General features: G+C 55.0%; 19 protein-coding genes. 13 read left to right on the plus strand and 6 right to left on the minus strand.

What is annotated here, in order from left to right:
• Positions 1 to 31: 31 nt before the first annotated feature.
• The 6 genes from GSUB_RS06300 to GSUB_RS06325 all read left to right on the plus strand — a co-directional run bounded on the left by GSUB_RS06300 (position 32) and on the right by GSUB_RS06325 (position 5,845).
• The gene (locus tag GSUB_RS06300; protein ID WP_040199793.1) at positions 32 to 496 is read left to right on the plus strand and encodes a hypothetical protein; all 465 of its coding nucleotides are present in this window, start codon (positions 32 to 34) and stop codon (positions 494 to 496) included.
• Positions 497 to 615: 119 nt separating this feature from the next.
• The gene (locus GSUB_RS06305; protein ID WP_052464650.1) at positions 616 to 1,317 is read left to right on the plus strand and encodes an IS4 family transposase; all 702 of its coding nucleotides are present in this window, start codon (positions 616 to 618) and stop codon (positions 1,315 to 1,317) included.
• 249 nt (positions 1,318 to 1,566) lie between these two features.
• Positions 1,567 to 2,319, plus strand: a complete 753-nt coding sequence (locus tag GSUB_RS06310) for a hypothetical protein (protein ID WP_040199794.1) — start codon at positions 1,567 to 1,569, stop codon at positions 2,317 to 2,319.
• Positions 2,320 to 2,531: 212 nt separating this feature from the next.
• The gene (locus GSUB_RS06315; RefSeq protein ID WP_040199796.1) at positions 2,532 to 3,020 is read left to right on the plus strand and encodes a MauE/DoxX family redox-associated membrane protein; all 489 of its coding nucleotides are present in this window, start codon (positions 2,532 to 2,534) and stop codon (positions 3,018 to 3,020) included.
• A complete protein-coding gene (locus GSUB_RS06320) occupies positions 3,017 to 3,553 on the plus strand; it encodes a rhodanese-like domain-containing protein (RefSeq protein WP_040199797.1) in 537 nt (178 codons plus the stop codon). The genes GSUB_RS06315 and GSUB_RS06320 overlap by 4 nt, the downstream gene beginning before the upstream one ends.
• A gap of 210 nt (positions 3,554 to 3,763) precedes the next feature.
• Positions 3,764 to 5,845, plus strand: coding sequence for a BCCT family transporter (locus GSUB_RS06325; RefSeq protein WP_040199798.1), 2,082 nt, complete (start codon positions 3,764 to 3,766; stop codon positions 5,843 to 5,845).
• Positions 5,846 to 5,973: 128 nt separating this feature from the next.
• Here GSUB_RS06325 and GSUB_RS06330 read toward each other — a convergent pair whose 3' ends face one another.
• The 4 genes from GSUB_RS06330 to GSUB_RS18530 all read right to left on the minus strand — a co-directional run bounded on the left by GSUB_RS06330 (position 5,974) and on the right by GSUB_RS18530 (position 9,963).
• Positions 5,974 to 6,681, minus strand: coding sequence for a flavodoxin family protein (locus GSUB_RS06330; protein ID WP_052464654.1), 708 nt, complete (start codon positions 6,679 to 6,681; stop codon positions 5,974 to 5,976).
• A 95-nt stretch (positions 6,682 to 6,776) separates the two neighbouring features.
• The gene (locus GSUB_RS06335) at positions 6,777 to 7,580 is read right to left on the minus strand and encodes a glycerophosphodiester phosphodiesterase family protein (protein WP_040199800.1); all 804 of its coding nucleotides are present in this window, start codon (positions 7,578 to 7,580) and stop codon (positions 6,777 to 6,779) included.
• Positions 7,577 to 8,881, minus strand: a complete 1,305-nt coding sequence (locus GSUB_RS06340) for an MFS transporter (RefSeq protein WP_040199802.1) — start codon at positions 8,879 to 8,881, stop codon at positions 7,577 to 7,579. The genes GSUB_RS06335 and GSUB_RS06340 overlap by 4 nt, the downstream gene beginning before the upstream one ends.
• A 203-nt stretch (positions 8,882 to 9,084) precedes the next feature.
• Positions 9,085 to 9,963, minus strand: a complete 879-nt coding sequence (locus GSUB_RS18530; RefSeq protein WP_084211798.1) for an NUDIX hydrolase — start codon at positions 9,961 to 9,963, stop codon at positions 9,085 to 9,087.
• 86 nt (positions 9,964 to 10,049) lie between these two features.
• Between GSUB_RS18530 and GSUB_RS06345 the strand changes: the two genes are divergently transcribed.
• Positions 10,050 to 10,835, plus strand: a complete 786-nt coding sequence (locus tag GSUB_RS06345) for an arginyltransferase (RefSeq protein WP_040199803.1) — start codon at positions 10,050 to 10,052, stop codon at positions 10,833 to 10,835.
• On the opposite strand, the gene GSUB_RS06350 is transcribed toward GSUB_RS06345, so the two are convergent.
• Positions 10,777 to 11,379, minus strand: a complete 603-nt coding sequence (locus GSUB_RS06350; RefSeq protein WP_040199804.1) for a DNA-3-methyladenine glycosylase I — start codon at positions 11,377 to 11,379, stop codon at positions 10,777 to 10,779. The two genes, GSUB_RS06345 and GSUB_RS06350, sit on opposite strands and share 59 nt — an antisense overlap.
• Positions 11,380 to 11,641: 262 nt before the next feature.
• On the opposite strand from GSUB_RS06350, the gene GSUB_RS06355 reads away from it, so the two are divergent.
• The gene (locus tag GSUB_RS06355) at positions 11,642 to 11,842 is read left to right on the plus strand and encodes a cold-shock protein (RefSeq protein WP_040199805.1); all 201 of its coding nucleotides are present in this window, start codon (positions 11,642 to 11,644) and stop codon (positions 11,840 to 11,842) included.
• Between the two features lie 196 nt (positions 11,843 to 12,038).
• Here the strand turns inward: GSUB_RS06355 and GSUB_RS06360 are convergent, their stop codons facing one another.
• Positions 12,039 to 14,270, minus strand: coding sequence for a vitamin B12-dependent ribonucleotide reductase (locus GSUB_RS06360; RefSeq protein WP_040199806.1), 2,232 nt, complete (start codon positions 14,268 to 14,270; stop codon positions 12,039 to 12,041).
• A 263-nt stretch (positions 14,271 to 14,533) separates the two neighbouring features.
• Here GSUB_RS06360 and GSUB_RS06365 point away from each other — a divergent pair, with 263 nt between their 5' ends.
• From GSUB_RS06365 to GSUB_RS06385, 5 genes are all read left to right on the plus strand, one after another.
• Positions 14,534 to 14,842 carry a diguanylate cyclase domain-containing protein gene (locus GSUB_RS06365; protein WP_040199808.1) on the plus strand — a complete coding sequence of 103 codons (309 nt, stop codon included), beginning with the start codon at positions 14,534 to 14,536 and terminating at the stop codon, positions 14,840 to 14,842.
• A gap of 11 nt (positions 14,843 to 14,853) precedes the next feature.
• On the plus strand, positions 14,854 to 16,227 hold the full coding sequence (locus GSUB_RS06370; RefSeq protein ID WP_040199809.1) for a sigma-54-dependent transcriptional regulator: 1,374 nt from the start codon (positions 14,854 to 14,856) through the stop codon (positions 16,225 to 16,227).
• A gap of 128 nt (positions 16,228 to 16,355) precedes the next feature.
• Entirely contained in the window at positions 16,356 to 16,883 is a 528-nt protein-coding gene (locus tag GSUB_RS06375; protein WP_040199811.1) for a hypothetical protein, read from the plus strand.
• A gap of 2 nt (positions 16,884 to 16,885) precedes the next feature.
• Complete coding sequence (locus GSUB_RS06380) at positions 16,886 to 17,704, plus strand: right-handed parallel beta-helix repeat-containing protein (protein WP_144401965.1); 819 nt, start codon at positions 16,886 to 16,888, stop codon at positions 17,702 to 17,704.
• Entirely contained in the window at positions 17,701 to 18,789 is a 1,089-nt protein-coding gene (locus GSUB_RS06385; RefSeq protein WP_040199814.1) for a right-handed parallel beta-helix repeat-containing protein, read from the plus strand. Before GSUB_RS06380 ends, GSUB_RS06385 begins: the two co-directional genes overlap by 4 nt.
• Positions 18,790 to 18,828: the final 39 nt, after the last annotated feature.

Below are 18,828 nucleotides of genomic sequence, written 5' to 3' on the forward strand. Positions count from 1 at the left end.
TGTTTTCTGAATTGCAATCAAGGAGTATTTCATGACTTTCGGCACTCTGATCGTAGCCCTGATCTGGGGGATGATTTGTGGTTATGCGTTTCTGCGCATTTTTGACAGTGTCGTCGCCCTTGGCGTCTGCCTGCATGGTTTGTCGCTGAGCCCCCGGCGCAAAAAGAAGTCCGCCGCCAAGCCTGAGCCGGACTCCAAATCCAAAACAAAGAAGAAACCAAGCTGGGTTAATCCCCGCACCATTCGCAAACTGATGTGGCAGATCGGCCTTTACCTTTTCTTTTTCGCTTTGGTGGTCTATCTCGGCGACAGCGTGGTCAAGCGGCAGCTCTTTTTCAGTTACCAGGGCAGTTCCGTTGTTGTCTGGGGTGTTGCCGCCGCCGCGATATTCCTTCTGCGTTTGCGAACTTCTTTCCGGCGTATTGCCCTGATTCACCGCCTGAGTCACGAGCGTGACTACGCCGAGAAGAGGGATCGAACCTATCTACTTAAATGACTCAACTTTCGCAGTGAGTAAAAATTTATAAAAGACTGAAATTACAGAGGAAAAGCATCATCTCTTGTTGTAAAATAGGTTATCGCCAAACAACCTGTCACACACAAGGAGATGATGCTTTGGATCAGATTGTAGCAGAAACCGTTTCATGCCAGAATCAAATTAATTCGTACTTTGACAATCAGCGCATCGCACGACTACTGAAGCAAAGCAACGTGGCCAAACAGTACGGGATCGCTCCCGTTGTGGTGATGCGGATGATCTTCAGCCTGGTATTCACCGGCAAGAATCTCTTCCGCTACCTCCAGGCGGATGACTCCGGAAGTGAGATTGGCAAGGACACCGTTTACCGCTTTCTCAATTCGGTCAATGCCAACTGGCGCAAGTTCCTGCATTTGCTCTGTGCAATTGTCCTCAACAAGAAGATTCTGCCGCTGACATCGACAGACACACCCAAGGTCTTCATTGTTGACGACTCGCTCTACAACCGCAATCGGAGCAAAAATGTTGAACTGCTGGCGCGTGTCCATGACCATAATGATCATCGCTACTACCGTGGTTTCCGACTGCTGACCCTGGGCTGGTCGGACGGTTCAAGTTTCTTGCCGGTTTCATTCAGCCTGCTCAGCTCCGCCCAAAAGAAAAATCGACTGGCGGAAGCGGCTGAGATCGACAAACGAACTAACGGGTTTAAACGCCGCGCTGAAAGCCTGCGCAAGGCTCCCGATGGCCTCATGGATCTTGTGAAACAGGCCCGCGATAGCGGCATCAGTGCCGATTACCTGCTGTTTGATCGACGATGTGATGCGGATTGTCGGTGAGGTAATCTATGCCGCCCCTAAAAAAGGGCTGGCCATTCATTTTCACGGTGGTCTGGTGAGCGAAAAGTCGGGGCGCGATATTGCCGCTCGACTTCAGCCTGTCTATGAGAAGGGCGGGGCCTGGCCGCTGTTTTTTGTATGGGAGTCCGGCCTGATCGAGGCCGTGGGCAACAACCTGCGTGACATCGGGCAGGAGAAGATCTTCCGCGAGTTCGTCAAGAAGGTCATGCTCGGGGGGATTTCCCGGACATGGTCGCATTGCGCCTGCGGCTGGATCAACTTGAGAAACCGCAATCCTCGCCCTTACCCGGCATGTCGGTGTCTTTCCCACCGTTGTTCAAGGCGAGTTGGGATATTCTCGCCCAACAGGCCGCACATGATGATGCCTTCTTCCCACCGGGCTCGTTGTGCCGGGACGTGGCGGACCGCATTGTCGACAACGGTGTCTGGCTGGCCTGGAAGCCGCGCCGCCATGACGCGAAGACCGTAATCCCTCTGAAGGATGCGGAGTTGCAGCACAACAAATGGCGGGACCGCGAGCGCATCCTGGCGGCACTTGATTTCGATGAAGATGAAGGTGACGCACAGCAGGTTCTGGCTTCGATCCGCAAACTGGCAACACCCGTCTTGCGGGAAAAGCTTCGTCAATTCATCAAATCGGTCGATTATGATAAAGACACCCAGTCTCTTGAAAAAATTCAGAATCTCGTGATCAGGCTGGCCCGCACCCTGCCGTGGGAGGACCTTATGACAAAGCTGTCGGAGCTTGATGAGGATCAATCATTCTCCGAGCAGCTCTCCTCGGTCCAGAAAACCCTCATCCCCAATCTTCTTCTTCTGAGGCAGGCCTTGCAGCAGGGCGGCGAGTTGGACCTCACCCAGTGGTCGCATGTTCTGGATTCATTGCAGGTGCCGCGCGCGGTTCTACTCGAAAATCTCCGTGACCTGGCCCAACTGGGCGGTGCGCTTGCTGCCAGGTATATAGAAGAGCAGGACCAGTAAGCATGTCCGCATAGCCAAGAGAAGAGAAAACACTTCTCCTTTGACCTAATTTTTTTCCCTTTCTGCCAGTCATATCCCTTTCGATTCCCAATTTTGTATAAAAAATACCTATTTGACATATCGGGAAAATCAATGTCAAATAGGTAGCAGCTCAGACTGCCTGTTCAAATTAGGCACCGAATTTTTTTGGTGGCAACTCCATTAAGGCTTCAATGATGAGATCTGGTGTGGGGCGTTGGCTCTACCGGCTTGCACGCTGGGGGCTTGGCGCTGTTTTTATTTATGCGGGGGCTCTGAAAATTTCAGAGCCCGAGGTTTTTGCTGTTCTGATCGGAGCCTATGGCCTGCTGCCGGAATTTCTGCTTCTGCCGATGGCTGTTTTTCTGGCTTCCCTGGAGATAGTCGCCGGTTTTGGTCTGTTGTTCGATCTGCGCGGAAGTCTTGCGGCGGTCACCGGAATGCTGCTTTTGTTCATCGCCGTGCTTTCCTACGGGCTGTGGATGGGGCTCGATGTCGATTGCGGCTGCTTTGGTCCGGATGACCCGGAAGCCGAGGCTTTCCATGGCCTGAAGACATCTCTTTACCGCGATCTGGTGATGATGGTTGGTGTTGTTTTTATCTATGGGTGGCGTCGGTTCGCCGGTATCGTGCCGGTATCGATCGGCGCCGTAATTTTAACAAAGAGGAGAAAATCAAGATGAAGGGAATTAAAGCCTTTTCTTTCCTGGCGGTTGGAGTCTTTCTTCTGGTGGGATTTTCAAACCCGTCTGAGGCTTTCTGGGACAACAAATTCGAGCAGGAAGTCACGAAGGAGGCGGAAGCCGTCAAGCTGGTGCGCGAGGTGCAGCGCGGCGGTTATGATGTTGTGACCACTGATGAACTCAAGGCCTGGATCGATTCAGGGAAGGATATTTTGATTGTCGATACCATGCCCTACGAGGACAGCTACAAAAAGCAGCATATCCCGGGTGCGGTGCAGTTTCTCTTCCCCATTCCGGATATGGAAGAATGGGATACGGCTGAAACGAATGGCCGGACTCCCGACGATTTTCTGGAGTTGCTGGGTGATGACAAGGACAGGACAATCGTTGTTTACTGCGGTTTTGTCAAATGCACCCGCAGCCACAATGGGGCAGCCTGGGCTGTCAATCTCGGTTACAACAACGTCTATCGTCATCCCGGCGGAGTCTTTGCCTGGAAAGGCGCGGGGTATCCTTTGGACAAAGCCGAATAAAATTTTTTCTGTTGAATTGATCGACGATATCTTCCCAATATCCTTCTGTTTTTTTTTCAGAACTTGAAATAGCCTCCGATTCATTTAACCTCTATGTCAGCGGGATTGCTGATGTAATTCATTTAATATTTTTATGAGGGATGGAGCCATGGCTGAACCCGCCGGTTCCCCGGTGGGGCTTTATGGGTCTCCTCCCGGATCGGAGTGAAAATGACAGAGGAAAAAAAGGGGATCAGTTCGACAATACTGGTGCCGGTTTTTGTGCCGGCGGTCATTGTTTCCGGTTTGCTGGTCATCGGAACGATCAGCAATCCGGAACTGGCCGGCAGTGTCTTTTCTTCAATGTTGGCCTACATTACGCGAACTTTCGGCTGGTTCTACATGCTGTCGGTCGCGATTTTCCTGGTTTTCATTGTCGGAGTCGGCATTTCCCCATGGGGGAAAATCAAGCTTGGCCCCGACCATGCGCTCCCCCAATACAGCTTTCCTGCCTGGTTCGCTATGCTGTTTTCGGCGGGTTATGGCATTGCGTTGCTTTTTTTCGGGGTGGCCGAGCCGGTTCTGCATTATTCCTCCCCGCCTGAAGGTGCTGCCAATACCGTCAACGCTGCGAAACAGGCGATGCAGATTGCCTTTTTCCACTGGGGATTCCATATCTGGGCGATTTACGGCCTGGTCGGCCTGGTGCTGGCGTATTTCTCTTTTCGCCACGGGCTGCCGCTTTCAATGCGCTCCGCGCTCTATCCGATTATCGGCGAACGGATCCATGGCCCCATCGGGCACACCGTCGACCTGTTCGCAATCCTGGGTACTCTGTTCGGCATTGCCACCACTCTCGGGTTGTCTGTCACCCAGATCAATGCCGGCATCAATTATCTGTGGCCTTCGATTCCAGTAGGCATCACAGTTCAGGTGATTGCCATAGCCGTGATCACCGCTGCGGCACTGATATCGGTGGTTGCAGGTCTTGATAAGGGCGTCAAGCGCCTTTCCATTCTGAACATGGGTCTGGCGGTTTCGCTGATGGTTTTTGTTTTTATTGCCGGTCCCAGCGTCATGATTCTCGAAACTTTTTTACAGAATACAGGAAGTTACCTCAATAGTATCATTGAGCGGACTTTTAACCTGCAGGCCTACAGCCGCAGCGATTGGATCGGCAACTGGACCCTGTTTATTTTTGGCTGGACAATTGCCTGGGCACCTTTTGTCGGACTTTTTATCGCAAAAATCAGCCGCGGGCGCACCATTCGCCAGTTCGTTGTGGGTGTCATGCTGGTGCCGTCGATGTTCACTTTCCTGTGGTTCTCGATTTTTGGCGACACGGCCCTGCACCTGATAATGAGAGAAGGTTATGTGTCGCTGATTACCGAGGTGCAGAACGATCAGGCGCTGGCCTTGTTCAAACTCTATGAGCATCTGCCGTTTACTTCGATCACTTCTTTTCTGACGGTCGTGCTGATCATTACCTTTTTCGTGACCTCGTCGGACTCCGGTTCTCTCGTCATTGATTCACTGGCCTCGGGCGGGGCGCTGCACACCCCTGCCTGGCAACGTTCCTTCTGGGCAATCCTGGAAGGCGTGGTGGCCTCCACCCTGCTGATTGCAGGGGGGCTGAAAGCGCTGCAGGCGATGACGATTGCCAGTGCCCTTCCTTTCGCGATTATTATGTTGATCGCGGCGGTTGGCATGTGGCGTGCGCTGGTGATAGAGGGGCATACCGAAGTCAGCCTTGCCGCGCACATGCACCGCACACGCCACGGCACGACTGCAGGGCCGGGCCAGTGGAAAAAACGTCTGGCTGAACTGGTCCAGTTTCCCAGCCGCGAACAGGTTCAGGAGTTTCTCGAAAAGCGGGTTATACCCGGGATGAAGCATGTGCAGAAGGAACTTGATGAGCAGGGATGGCCCGCGGATATCTCGTATGATTCGGAAATGGGACGGGCCTATATCGAGGTCATCATCGAAGGGCAGATCGATTTCATCTATGATATCCGCATGTGTGAGCACCTGGTGCCCTCTTTTGCCTACCCTGAAATCGAAACGGATGATGAAAAGATCAAGCATTATTACCGCGCCGAGGTTTTTCTGCGGCGCGGCGGACAGTCCTACGATATCTACGGTTTCGATCAGCAGCAGGTCATCGACGATATTCTGGATCAGTTTGAGAAATATCTTCAGTTCCTGCATGTTTCGCCGGGCAGCCTCCCCTGGAAGATGCATGAGCACGATGAAATGCTCCTTCCTTCAGAAGACGAGAGCGACACGCCGGATGAGCCGAAAAAGTCCGATTGATCGGTCATCTCTTTGTGCTTCACGCAAAAAAGGCTCCCGAAGAAGGGGAGCCTTTTTTGCGTGTGCTGCATACCGAACGTGCTTTCAATATATTTTCAGCGTTTTGCAGCGCCAGAGGTCGAGTAGGTTTATAACCGTTGGTCCTCTGACGCCTTGGCGGATTCGATCTCCTCATGTCGGTTCTGCCAGAGGTTGTATTCGTAGGTCCACTCCTCTTTTTTCCAGAACACCAACTCGCGCATACGCTTGCGGAAGGCGTTCATCTCCATGGTGACCTCGGGGTCGGTGCGTTTTTCCCGCCAGGCTGCAACCAGGTCTGCGCCGAGTTCGCGTGCCCGGTTTTTGATTCCTTCGGTGAATTCTCCATTGGGCAGGGCCGCCATGGTGGCGTGCACGCCGCCGATGGGGTGGATTCCCGTGACCAGCAGGAAGCGGTTCATATACTGAATAATCGGGTCGTCGCCGCCACCTCCCGAGGTCACCACCGAAGCGCCGTATTTCCCTTCGAAGGACAGGCAGTGGACGATGCCGCAGCAGCGATCCATAAATGCCTTGAGTTGGGCGCTGACTGAAAAGATATAGTTCGGGCTGCCGAGGATAACGCCATCGGCTTGCTCGATTTTCTTTTTGATCTCTTCGAAGGCATCTTTCTGGGCGCAGGTACCGTTACGGTGGCAGACGTCGCAGCCGTTGCAGGCCTGAACATTGTGACCGTCCAGGCAGATGATTTCAGTCTCAGCGCCGGCCTTTTGCGCGCCCTCAATGACAAAATTCATCAAACCCGCCGTGTTGCCTTTAAGCCTATGGGGGCTGGCCAGTAAAGCGATGGTCTTCATGTTTTCCTCCATGGGTAATATTCAAAGAAAATCGTAACGATTCTCACCAACAAATACGCGCCGAGTCCTGCGGTCCATGCTGAACCATTACATTTCTACATTTCAAGTCCGGTTTTGGCAACCTGCGCAAGAAGCTTCGGATCGTCACTCATCAATCCGTCAACTCCGCAATCAAGCAGGGTCCGCATCTCATCCGGCGCGTTGATTGTCCATACATGAACCTCGAGCCCGAGTTGATGAGCGGCTTTGACAGAGGCCGGAAACACCAGCGGTTGCCCCTGATAGTGAGACGGGATTTGCAGAGCGTTGCCGGGGGTATGGAAAGGTTCTGCACAGCCTTTCTGCAACCAGTCAAAAAAACCGGCGGTCTCGGCATATCCGAGATTGGTCGGAATCTCAGGGCACAGGGGTCGAACTCTCTGCAGGACTTCGTCTTTCTCCGAAGCGATCAGCACACGCTGCTTGGCGCGGCAATCGTGGATCAATTTTACCAGAGATTGTTCAAGAGGCGGATCTCTCTGCTTGATTTCGATATTGATCCGCGTCTGAGGAAACTCAACCAGAACCTCCTCCAGGGTGGCAATACGGATTCCTTTTGCGCGAAAGGGAAATTGGCCTCCGTCGCCCAGGCAGAAGTTGAAGCCTGCATCCAACGAGCGTATTTCCTCTAAAGACAGATCGCCGACATTGTGCTCAACGCCGCAAAGCCTTGAAAAATCGGGATCGTGGTGCACCACAATCCGGCCGTCGCGACTGGTCCAGATGTCTAGTTCCAGGTACGCCATGCCGGCATCGACCGCGGATTGAAAGGCGGGCAAGGTATTTTCAGGATAGTGGGCGCTGTCACCCCGATGCCCGAAAAGACGCGGTCGGGGCGGGTCGAAATAATGCGATTTCATGGGGGTTCTCCTTGAGCAAGGGCCTGCCCGCGGGCGACATCCACCCGCAGCAGCAGAATGATGCCCACGATGAAAAAGATGATCAGGGACAGAATCGACAAGCGTGCCGAGCCGGTGAGATCGGCAATCAGGCCGAACGTCAATGGGCCAAGGATTGAGGCGAATTTATTGCTGATGGCATAGAATCCAAAAAATTCGGCTGATTTGTGAGGGGGGACCAGGCTCCCGTAAAGTGAGCGGCTGACCGCCTGGCTGCCGCCAAAAATAAGCGCGACCACTGCGGCGAGAATCCAGAATTCGAGAGCTGTCTGCATGAAAAAAGCGTAAATGGTCACTCCTACGAAAAGGCACAGTGTGATCAGGATGCTTCTGCGCGCTTCCCATTTTTCAGCAACGCGGCCGAAAAAAAGTGTTCCCGGCATGGCCAGAAACTGGATCATCAGAAAGCAGGCGAGGATTGTCCCCTGGCTTAAACCGAGTTCCTCCTTTCCGAAGATGGCGGAGACCACGATCACGGTCTGAATACCGTCGTTGTAGCAGAGGAAGGCAATGAGGAACAGGAACAGTTGAGGGTAGCGGCGGATTTCGGCAAAAGTGGCCAGGTATTGCCGAAACCCTCGCATTAGTGGTGCTGGGCTTTGGGGCAGGGCCGTTTCGCGCATCCAGAAAAAGGTCGGGATGGCAAACAGCCCCCACCAGGCGCCGGTGAGCACGAATCCCGCGCGGGTGGCGCTGCCTGCATCGGCAAAGCCGAACACTTCATGCCATTGGATCATGACGAACACCAGCGCCAGGGCCAGCCCCCCACCGATATATCCCAGGGCAAAGCCGTAGGAGGAGAGGCGGTCGAGTTGTTTTCCTGATGCGAGTGCGGGAAGAAAGGAATTGTAAAAGATGTTCCCCGTGGCAAAGCCATAATTGGCGAGGATAAACAGGCCGCCTGCCAGCAGGTAGTCGCCGGGGCGGGTCGCTCCGAGAAGCATCGTGGCGGTGGCGCCGAACAGGGTGCAGATGACCAGCAGCCGCCGTCTTGCCCCGTGTCGATCGGCCACCGCCCCGATTTGCGGTGCGCTCAGGGCAACCAGCAGCATGGAAAATGAGATAATATAGCCCCACAGCGCGGTCGCGGGGACCGTGCGCGACATACCCGGGATTGGCAGTGAAGCACCGCCTTCCGGCACCAGGGCGGCAAAATAGACCGGGAAGACCGCCGCCATGATGATCGTGGCAAAGGCGGAATTGGCCCAATCGTACATACACCAGCCAAACCAGGCTTTGCGGCGAGTGGGGGTGTTTTCCATTCGGGGGCTCCTCTTGCGATCAACCATCGGCAGTGCAGCAGTTGGCGAGTTTTTGCAACGCCATCGTTGACGCACTCGCAAAAAATCAGAGGATGGCGACGCCATCATCGTTGAAGAATCATAACAGACTGATGGAGTATACAGAAATTTTTTGAGGGGCGTTGCGTGACGGGTGAGTGAGCGGGCAAAAAAATGCCCCGGGCTCAGGAGGAGGATAGCACCGGGGCAAAAAATCGATGGGTTCTTGCTTTATAGCTTCTGCAACCGAAATGCCAAAAAAATAAAAAACAATAATGAGACTTCGTCTCGTTCGTCAACCCCTTGAAATTAAATAAAATTAAATATAAAAAATTCAAATTCAGTATTTTCAAAATCGTAGAAAGTGAATGTAACTCTTTGTAGTATGGTTGGAAAAGGGCGGAGATTGTCACTTCTTGTGACAAATTTTGGCAGTTCACTTCGGGGGGGGCAGGCTGGTTGGTCGAGTCATCATTGGACCGGATTGGAGGTGCACACCCAAGGCGGTTAAGCAGGGAGATGACCAGGCGATAGGTTATTCCCCACAAGACCGGTCCGCGAATCAGAGGTAGTTCAATGGCAGGGCGCACCAGGTCGATTTCGCGGAACCGTACAGGAAATTCACCGTGCCGGCGGTCATCGCACAGATCATCCAGCGAAACCCAGAAGGTTGTTGTCACCTCGTGATTTATGGACGGCGCCGGGCGTTGCGATGTCATGTAGACGAAACAGGATACGATGATGGGAGCATGAGCACCGGAGATGTCATCGAGTTGTCCCAGATACTCATGGCGGGTCAGATCGATGCCGATTTCTTCAAGTGTTTCCCGCTCCGCGGTGTGACGGGGAGAGCGGTCTGGAGGTTCGCAACGCCCTCCCGGAAAACCGAGGTCCCCTGACCATGGGTCGCCTATTCTGTGTGCGCGCTCAATGAACAGAATTTCAGTGTCGCTGTCTCTCTGGTGTAATATCGCAGCCACTGCCGCACGACGTTTTTGACCTTCGTCGATCAAGCGCGCGGGATGTTTAGCGAATATTTTCCTGAGGTTCTTTGCATCGTGCATGAAAAGTATACGACAAGGATGATTGACGCAAATTGAAGGATATGTTTAATTCTGCACTATCGCAAACGGAAAGGGCTTTTGCAAGTATGCGGATATTTCAACCGGAGCAGATTGAGGAACCGACCGATTGCCCTTATCTGCCTGGATTGTATAAAAGCTACCGCTATTTTCTGGCCGGAAAGGTCGATGCCGATGAAATCTCCGGCTTGCTGGCCCAGGGATGGCGTAAATTCGGTCTTTATTTTTTCCGCCCTGAATGTCAATCCTGCCGGCAATGCATTCCGCTGCGGGTCCGGACCGGCGAGTTTGCCCCCTCGCGCAGCCAGCGCCGGGTGCTGCGAAAAGCGGGTGACCTGCAGGTTCGATTCGATTCCTTGAATCTCACCGACCAGATTTACGATCTCTACCGCCGCCATTCCGAGGGGCGCTTCGGCGAAAAAACCGACCCTGAAGATTTCCTCTACAACTTTTATATGCCTGCCTGTCCCGCCCTGCAAACGGAAGTCTACCTTGACGGTAAGCTGATCGGCGCCGGCTTTCTCGATCAGGGCCACGATTGCCTCAACAGTGTCTATTTCTTTTTCGACCCCGCCTATTCCGAACTGAGTCCCGGCACCTACAGCGTATTAAAAGAGATCGAGCATGCCCGCAGCCTGGGGCTTCCCTACTATTATCTGGGGTATTATGTGCCCGGTTGCTCGCGTATGGGGTACAAGGATCATTTTCGCCCGCGGGAGCACTTCGATTGGCAGACCGGGACATGGCAGCAGACGAGGGAAGCACCTGAATCCGACAGGGAGGGCAGTTTCGAGGCTACGAATACCCGCTCAGAATCTCTACCCTCCGAAAACAGTCAAGGCTGTGGTCATTGACCAGTCCGGTTGCCTGCATGAAGGCATAACAGATGGTTGAGCCGACGAATGTGAAGCCGCGTTGCTTGAGATCCCGGCTCAGTGCGTCGGATTCAGGCGAGCTCGCCGGATAATCGGATAGATTGCGCAGACTGTTCACTTTGGGGAGCCCGTCCACAAAGCGCCACACGTAGGCGTCAAAGCTGCCGAAATCTTCCTGAACCTGGAGAAAGCGTTTCGCGTTGTTGATGGAAGAGGCAATTTTTGCCCGATTGCGGATGATGCCGGGATTTCCAAGCAGTTGTTCAATTTTTTTGTCGTTGTAGCGCGCGACTGTCCCAGGATCAAAATAATCGAAAGCAATCCGATAGTTCTCCCTTTTGCGCAGCACGGTATACCAGGAAAGTCCCGCCTGTGCCGATTCCAGCACCTGGAATTCGAACAGGAGACGGTCGTCGTGGACGGGGACGCCCCATTCGTCGTCATGATAGGCGACATAATCGGGCATTGAGAGATCAACCCAGGGGCAGCGGCTGAGTATCTGCGGGTTGGAAGAACCATTCATTTGAGTGCTCCGTGAGGGTTTAGGCCGAAAACTTGCCTTTTTTGTTTCAGGCTTACGAATTGTGTTGCATTCATTTGAACGCTCGTGATACAAACTAGTCAACGTAAAGATTGCGCAGCGACAGGCTGCCACACAGATTGATGGTCAGTCCGTAAACGATTCCGTACAGACCTCGTTGGTCGTACGGTTTTTTTGTGGCTAATCTTCACTGCGCAACGGTTCAAGAGAAGTCCCCGATGGGGACACAAAAGGAGCAAAGAACATGGCACAAGGTACAGTCAAATGGTTTAACGATGCCAAGGGGTTCGGTTTTATTGAGCAGGATAACGGACCTGATGTTTTCGTGCATTTCAGTGCAATTGGTGGCGACGGGTTCAAAAGCCTCGCCGAAGGTGAGCGCGTTGAATTTGACGTGACCCAGGGTCAAAAAGGCCCCCAATCTGCTAACGTGCGCAAGGTCTGATCATTATATAGATTTCTTGTCAACGCAAAAAGCCCCGCGAGCAATCGCGGGGCTTTTTGCGTTTCAGGGGGCGGGTCGTGAGACCCGCCTTTCCCTTAATGCCTGATCTTTTCCTGGATCCGTGAGATCGCCAGGGAACTGCCCATTTGAAGCTTTACGATTTTTCTCCTCACCCCTCACGGTTTCAGGCTTTCGATCAGGCACACTCACTGTAGCCGCAGGCATGGCAGACGCAGCAGCCGCCCTCATGCTCGACTGGGCCGCCGCATTCAGGGCAGGCGCCGCCGTTGCGGTTTTCCACGACCTTGTCTTCGCCGTACTCCATCAGGTGAAGCTGGATCGCCTTGGCGACGGCATCAGCACAACTGGTCACGCGATTTTCGCCGAAACCGGCCGGTTTGTGACAGGTAATGCCGATCATCTGCTTGACCGCCTGACGGGCCTGCACGCCGGAGCGCCAGGCGAGGGAGACCAGGCGCCCGATCGCTTCGCACTGGCTGGCGGCGCAGCCGCCGGCTTTGCCCATGGTGGTGAACAGCTCGAACAGCCCGTCCTTGTCTTCGTTGATGGTGATATAGAGCGGTCCGCAGCCGGTCTCCATCTGGTAGGTGCTGCCGCGCAGCGCCCTGGGGCGGTCGCGCTTGCGTCCCTTCTTGTGTGCTTCCATGGGCAGAGGGGCATCCTCGGCTTTTTTCTGTTCGCTCTTCGCAACCGAAAGAACCTGCTGGTCCCGGGAGCCGTCGCGGTAGATGGTGACGCCTTTGCAGCCGGAGCGATAGGCCAGCTGATAAACCATCGCAACATCCTCACGGGTGGCGTCGTGGCAGAAATTGACCGTTTTTGATACCGCGTTGTCGGTGTATTTCTGGAAGGCCGACTGCATACGGATGTGGTCTTCCGGCGTGATGTCGTGCGCGGTGACGAACACCTTGCGGATATCTTCGGGAATTTCGGGCAGATCCCGCAGAGTGCCGTGTTCGGCTATTTTTTTCATCAGTTCGGGAGAGTAGAAATCCATCTCTTTCGCAATCTGTTCAAACAGGGGATGGACTTCGACCAGGATGTCGTTGTCAAGCACCTGGCGCACGTAGCTGACGGCGAACAGCGGCTCGATGCCGCTGGAAGACCCGGCGATAATGGAGATCGTGCCGGTCGGGGCGATGGTGGTGCAGGTGGCGTTGCGCACCGGGCGCACACCGGGCTTGTCGTAGATGCTGCCGTTGAAATTGGGGAACGGTCCCCGCTCTTCGGCCAGGTCGGCGGAGGTTTCATGGGCTGTGTCCTGGATGAACTTCATGACTTTTTCGCCCAGGCGTGCCGCATCGGTGCTGTTGTAAGGCAGCCCCAGCTTGATCAGCATATCCGCCCAGCCCATGACCCCCAGGCCGATCTTGCGGTTGGCGCGGGTCATCTCGTCGATCTGGGCCAATGGGTATTTGTTGACTTCGATAACGTTGTCGAGAAAGCGCGTCGCCAGTCGAACTGTGCGACCGAGCTTGTCCCAGTCGATATCGCCGTCATTACACATACGAGCCAGGTTGATGGAGCCCAGGTTGCAGGATTCGTAGGGGAGCAGCGGCTGTTCGCCGCAGGGATTGGTGCTCTCGATTTCACCGACATGGGGGGTCGGATTATCGCGGTTGAGGCGATCGAGAAAGATGATTCCGGGCTCGCCGTTGTTCCAGGCGAGATCGACGATGTGCTCGAACACCTTGCGGGCGGAGAGCTTTTTGATCAGGCGACCGTCGCGGGGATTGAGCAGATCGTATTCGCCGTCTTCCTCGACGGCTTTCATGAAATCCTCAGTCAACCCCACCGAAATGTTGAAATTGGTCAGCACGCGCTGGTCGCGCTTGCACATGATGAAATCCATGATGTCGGGGTGGTCGACCCGCAGAATCCCCATGTTGGCGCCGCGCCGGGTGCCGCCCTGTTTGATGGTTTCAGTGGCGGCATCGAATACTTTCATGAAGGAGAGCGGGCCCGATGAGACGCCGCTGGTGGAAGCCACCACGTCGTTGGCGGGGCGGATGCGGGAAAAGGAGAACCCGGTACCGCCGCCGCTTTTGTGAATCAGGGCCGTATGCTTGATGGCCTCGAAGATGCTTTCCATGGAGTCGTCCACCGGCAGCACAAAACAGGCGGAAAGCTGACCAAGTTCCCGCCCTGCATTCATCAGGGTCGGGGAGTTGGGAAGAAAGTCAAGTTCGACCATCATCCGATAGAATTGTTCTTCGAGCTTTGCGGCATCAGTGCCAGTTTCCAGACGTGTTTCAGCTGAAGCGATAGTTTGTGCCACGCGTCTGAACATGTCCTCCGGAGTCTCAAGGATTTTGCCGTCGGCGTCGCGACGCAGGTAGCGCCGTTCCAGAACAGTGCGTGCATTCGCTGAAAGCGCGGGGCTCGGGCTCTGTTTTGTCTTTTTCATGCAGGTGATCCTTGTGGGAGAAGAGAATTTATCAGCGATTTTTACTTGCCAAAACCAGGGGGAGAAGTATTAAAATGAAAATCTTTGGATACCAATTTGAAGACTATATTTAGTGCTTTGGCGAATTTAAACCACAATATGTCGCGGGTGTCAAGGGGAAGAGCGAGTCGGTGATTGTCTGTGCCGGCTTCGAGTTTCCCGCGACTTTTGCAGCAACGGCGAAAACTTGAAGTCGCATTTCGTTTTTGCCCGGAGGTTCCATTTTGAAGAATTCAGATCCTGCCAATCCTGGCAGAGAAGAACCCGGCCGCATGGACTCCTTGAGAGAGTCGGGAGAGTGCTGCGATATTATCGAAGTCGCCCGCCAGGCTGTTGAAGATGGCACACGGGGGCGGTTGCGCGGCGGGGACCGCGAAGGGTTGACCGTCAGCGTGGGAGTTGCCCAGTTTCCATGTGACGGGGAGAATGCGCAGGATCTGTTGCAGGCGGTCGATTCTCTGATGTATCAAGCCAGGGAAGAAGGCAAAAACCGCGTATACCATCGCCGACAATCCACCGATGCTGCAATTTGAAGACAGGTTCTATGGCTGGAGAAAGAATACTCATAGTCGATGACGAGCAGGGCATGCGGCGCCTGTTGACGCGCATTCTTGCCCGTGAAGGATATGATGCCGTTGCGGTTGAAAGCGGATCGCTGGCGCTGCGTGAGCTGGGGGCGGAAGAAATCGACCTGGCCGTCCTCGATATCCGGATGCCGGAGATGGACGGGCTTGAGTTGCTCGCCCGGATCAAGGATTTCAACCCGGCCCTGCCCGTGATCATGGTCACCGCTTATGGGACGGTGGACAGCGCCATCAAGGCCCTGCGCTCCGGCGCCTACGATTATATCACCAAACCCTTTGATACCGACGAGATCAAGCTGACGGTGGCCAAGGCCCTGGAGCGCGAGCGGCTGCTCGCCGAAAACCGCTATCTGCATCAGCAGCTTGAGCGGCGCTACAGCTTCGATGGGATCATCGGCGGTGCAGCGAACATGAAGGAGACATTCGAGATCGCCTCGTCTGTCGCCGCAAGCACGGCCAATGTTCTCATTACCGGCGAAAGCGGTACCGGCAAGGAACTTCTGGCGCGCTCCATTCACTACAACTCTCCCCGTAAAGACAAGCCTTTCATTGTCCTGAACTGCGCTGCTCTGAGCGAAGGTGTTCTTGAAAGCGAACTTTTCGGGCATGAAAAGGGCGCATTCACCGGGGCCGTCGCGACCAGAAAAGGGCGTTTCGAGCTGGCCCATGAAGGGACGCTTTTCATCGATGAAGTGGCGGAGATGAGCCTCAATGCCCAGGTCAAGCTGCTGCGTGTCATTCAGGAACATGAGTTCGAGCGGGTCGGCGGTGCCCGCACGATCCGCTGCGATGTACGGCTGGTGGCGGCGACCAACAAGGATCTCGCTGAAAAGGTGCGCCTCGGCCGTTTCCGTGAAGATCTCTATTATCGCCTCAATGTTGTCAATATCCATGTCCCGCCGCTGCGTGAGCGGCGCGAGGACATCGAACCTCTGGCCCGGCATTTTTTGAACCACTTCAGCGCAGAGATGGGCCGGGCGATTGAAGACATTTCCCCGCGCGCCCTTTCATGCCTGCTGGCGTATGAATGGCCGGGCAATGTGCGCGAACTCCAGAACGCTATGGAGCGGGCGGTTGTCATGTCGCGCAACGGCATGGTGACGCCGCGCGAACTGCCCCAGGATATCCGGGACCAGGATGAAATCTGCCTGACGGTTCCAGAGCGCGGCGGCGGCCTGACGGAGATTCTCGAGGATCTGGAGCGTCAATTGATCGTCCAGACTCTCCGGCGGGAAAGGGGCTCGCAAACGCGCACCGCTGAAGTGCTCGGTATTAAGCGGACCACCTTGCGCTATAAAATGGAAAAATACGGTCTGCATGAACGGACCGAATGACAGATATCTGTCATCAGGAGAGGCGTCTCTGTGAGAAAAGGGGGGCTTCTGCGATTTCCCTTTCTGGTACGTTGCTTGCTCGATTTCGTCTTGACTCTCTTTTCCGCCGGATCGAAGGAACGCGTCTCATGGTCTCCAGCTTTGCAGCCGTAAAAAAACAACTGCCATTTCTGCGCCACGGCTTAGGGTTGATTCCAATATGGGTGCTGGTGACTGCACTGTTTTTTCCTCATCCCGCGCAGGCCTGCTACGGTCCCAAACTTTACGTTGGCGTCGGTTCGGATTCACTGGATAGTGTTTTTTATGAGCTGGTTTCCCTTTATGTGCGCGAAAAGACTGGCGTCGAGACGGTTCGTGTCGAGTTGAAGGGGAAGTCCCCTCTGGATGCGCTGGAAGATGAGGAGGTTGATCTGGTGCCGGTCGAAACACCTGCTGCAGGGTTCGACGTCCTGATCGGCGTGGGCGACCTTATTTATCTGCTCTCAGGACCACGGCCCCTTCATGATCTGCAGTTTACCACCGTCGCACCGGCACTGCGCAAACTCGGCTCCCTGTTGACCGCCGAGCAACTGGCCGGCCTGCGCGATCGCGTCCAGCAAGGAAAGCCCCCTGCTGCGGAGGCCCGCCGTTTCCTCATGTCGCAGAGGTGGATCTGATCATGCGTTTTGTCTGCCTGATTTTCGCGGTTGTATTTTTTTCAATCGGCGTTGGCTGTTCGAGTCCGAAATCTCCGCCGGCGCCCCAGGAAGTTCAGTGGCGGAACCTCTCCTCGTATTACGGCTATTTGCAAGAGGATACGGTGTGGCAGGGGAAGGTCTTGCTTGATGACGATCTGATCGTCCCCTCCGGTCGCACCCTGACCATCAGGGCCGGTACCGTTGTTTTCATCCGTCCCTCCAGAAGTACCAAAATCGAGCCGGAATGGCTTTCCTCCCATACGGAACTGCAGGTACGCGGCACCCTTAGAGTCGAAGGCACTCGCTCAAAACCGGTATATTTTCTGCCTGCGGAGGAACCGGTCAATGGTGACGCCGCCTGGTCGGGGCTGCTGTTCGACCGCGGAGCACAGGGGCATGTAAGTCACGCCGTAATCTCGGCGGCAGAAGCTGGCGTGACACTGACCGATGCCTCTCCGATCATTGAAGACAGCCGCTTTGAGCGCTGCCGCTACGGTGCTGTTTTCCAGGGGGAGGGGAGTCGGTCGCTTGTGCGCGGCAATCGGTTCGAGCAGGGGGAAAGCGGTCTGTTCTTCTGGTGGGGCGCGCGCCCGAGGCTCGAAGATAATGTCATTGCCTCGAATGAAGAGGAGGGGCTGTTTATCGACGAGACCAGCGCTCCCGAATTTCGTGGCAACCAGGTTTGGAACAACGGTATCGGGGTGGTTTCGATTCGCTCCGATTTTGCCGCTGAGGAAATCGAACTTGAAGGAAATGTCATCTCGCACCGCGTGTTTTCCACGCCGGGGGAACACCTGTGAAACGAGTCCTTTTCCTTCTCTGCCTACTGTTGTCCTGGGCGTTACCCGCGGCTGCCGAGACGGTCTATCGCGGCGAACAGACCCTGTGGCAGGATACGGTCTGGCAGGGTGAGGTGCTCATCGATGGCGTCCTTACCGTCGCTCCGGAGGTGGTGCTGGAAATTCGCCCGGGAACTCGCATCAGCTTTACCTTCATGGACAGCAACGGCGACGGCATCGGCGAACATGAGATTTTCATCCAGGGACGTCTTGATGCTGTCGGAACCGAAGAGAATCCCATCGTCTTTACCTCCGCCCGGAGGGTGCCGTTCGCCGGGGCATGGGGCGCCATCAACATGATGATGTCCGAAGGGGATAACCGTCTGGTGCATTGCATTATGGAGTACGGCTATCGCGGCTATCACGCACATTTTTCCAGCGTTGCGGTCACGGACTGTATTTTTCGCCACAATGTCCGCGGGCTGCAGTTTCAGGAGTCGACCGTGACCCTGAGGCGATGCCTGATCCTTGAGAACTTCAACGGCCTGCAGTTTCGCGATTCCGATGTGATCATCGAGCAATCCCGGATTTCCGGGAGCTACTGGGGGCTGCGCTGCCTGTATACCGATCTGCGGTTGACCGACTGCGTGATTGAGGACAATGCCATCAATGGCGTCCATCTGCGCGACTCAACTCTGCTTGCCGAAGACAATCATCTTGTGCGCAATCGGCGCGGGCTGTACCTGCAGCGCTCTCGGGCCGAGGTACGCGGCAACCATATTGCCGACAATAGCGAACATGGCATCTTTCTTGAAGATTCGGAGCTGGATGGAACGCATAATCTTGTGACCGGCAACGGGCGCTCGGGGGTGCGCTGGCTGAATTCCCGTGGGACCTTGAGGGCCAATGATCTATCCGGCAATGGGACCTATGCCGTCATCAACGACGGAAATACTCCCCTGGACGCCACAGGCAACTGGTGGGGGACGGCTGATGAATCGCTGATTGGCGGGTTGGTGCGTGACGGCCGTCAGCGGACCGGCCTTGCAGACGTTTTCTACGATGAGGCGTTGACCGCTCCGCCGGCCCGGCTACCCTCTCTTTAGTGATTTGTATCTATCCCTCTCGTGGGGGCGTAACTCCCA

It is taken from the genome of Geoalkalibacter subterraneus (assembly GCF_000827125.1).
In the GTDB taxonomy this organism is placed as follows: Bacteria; Desulfobacterota; Desulfuromonadia; order Desulfuromonadales; family Geoalkalibacteraceae; genus Geoalkalibacter_A; species Geoalkalibacter_A subterraneus.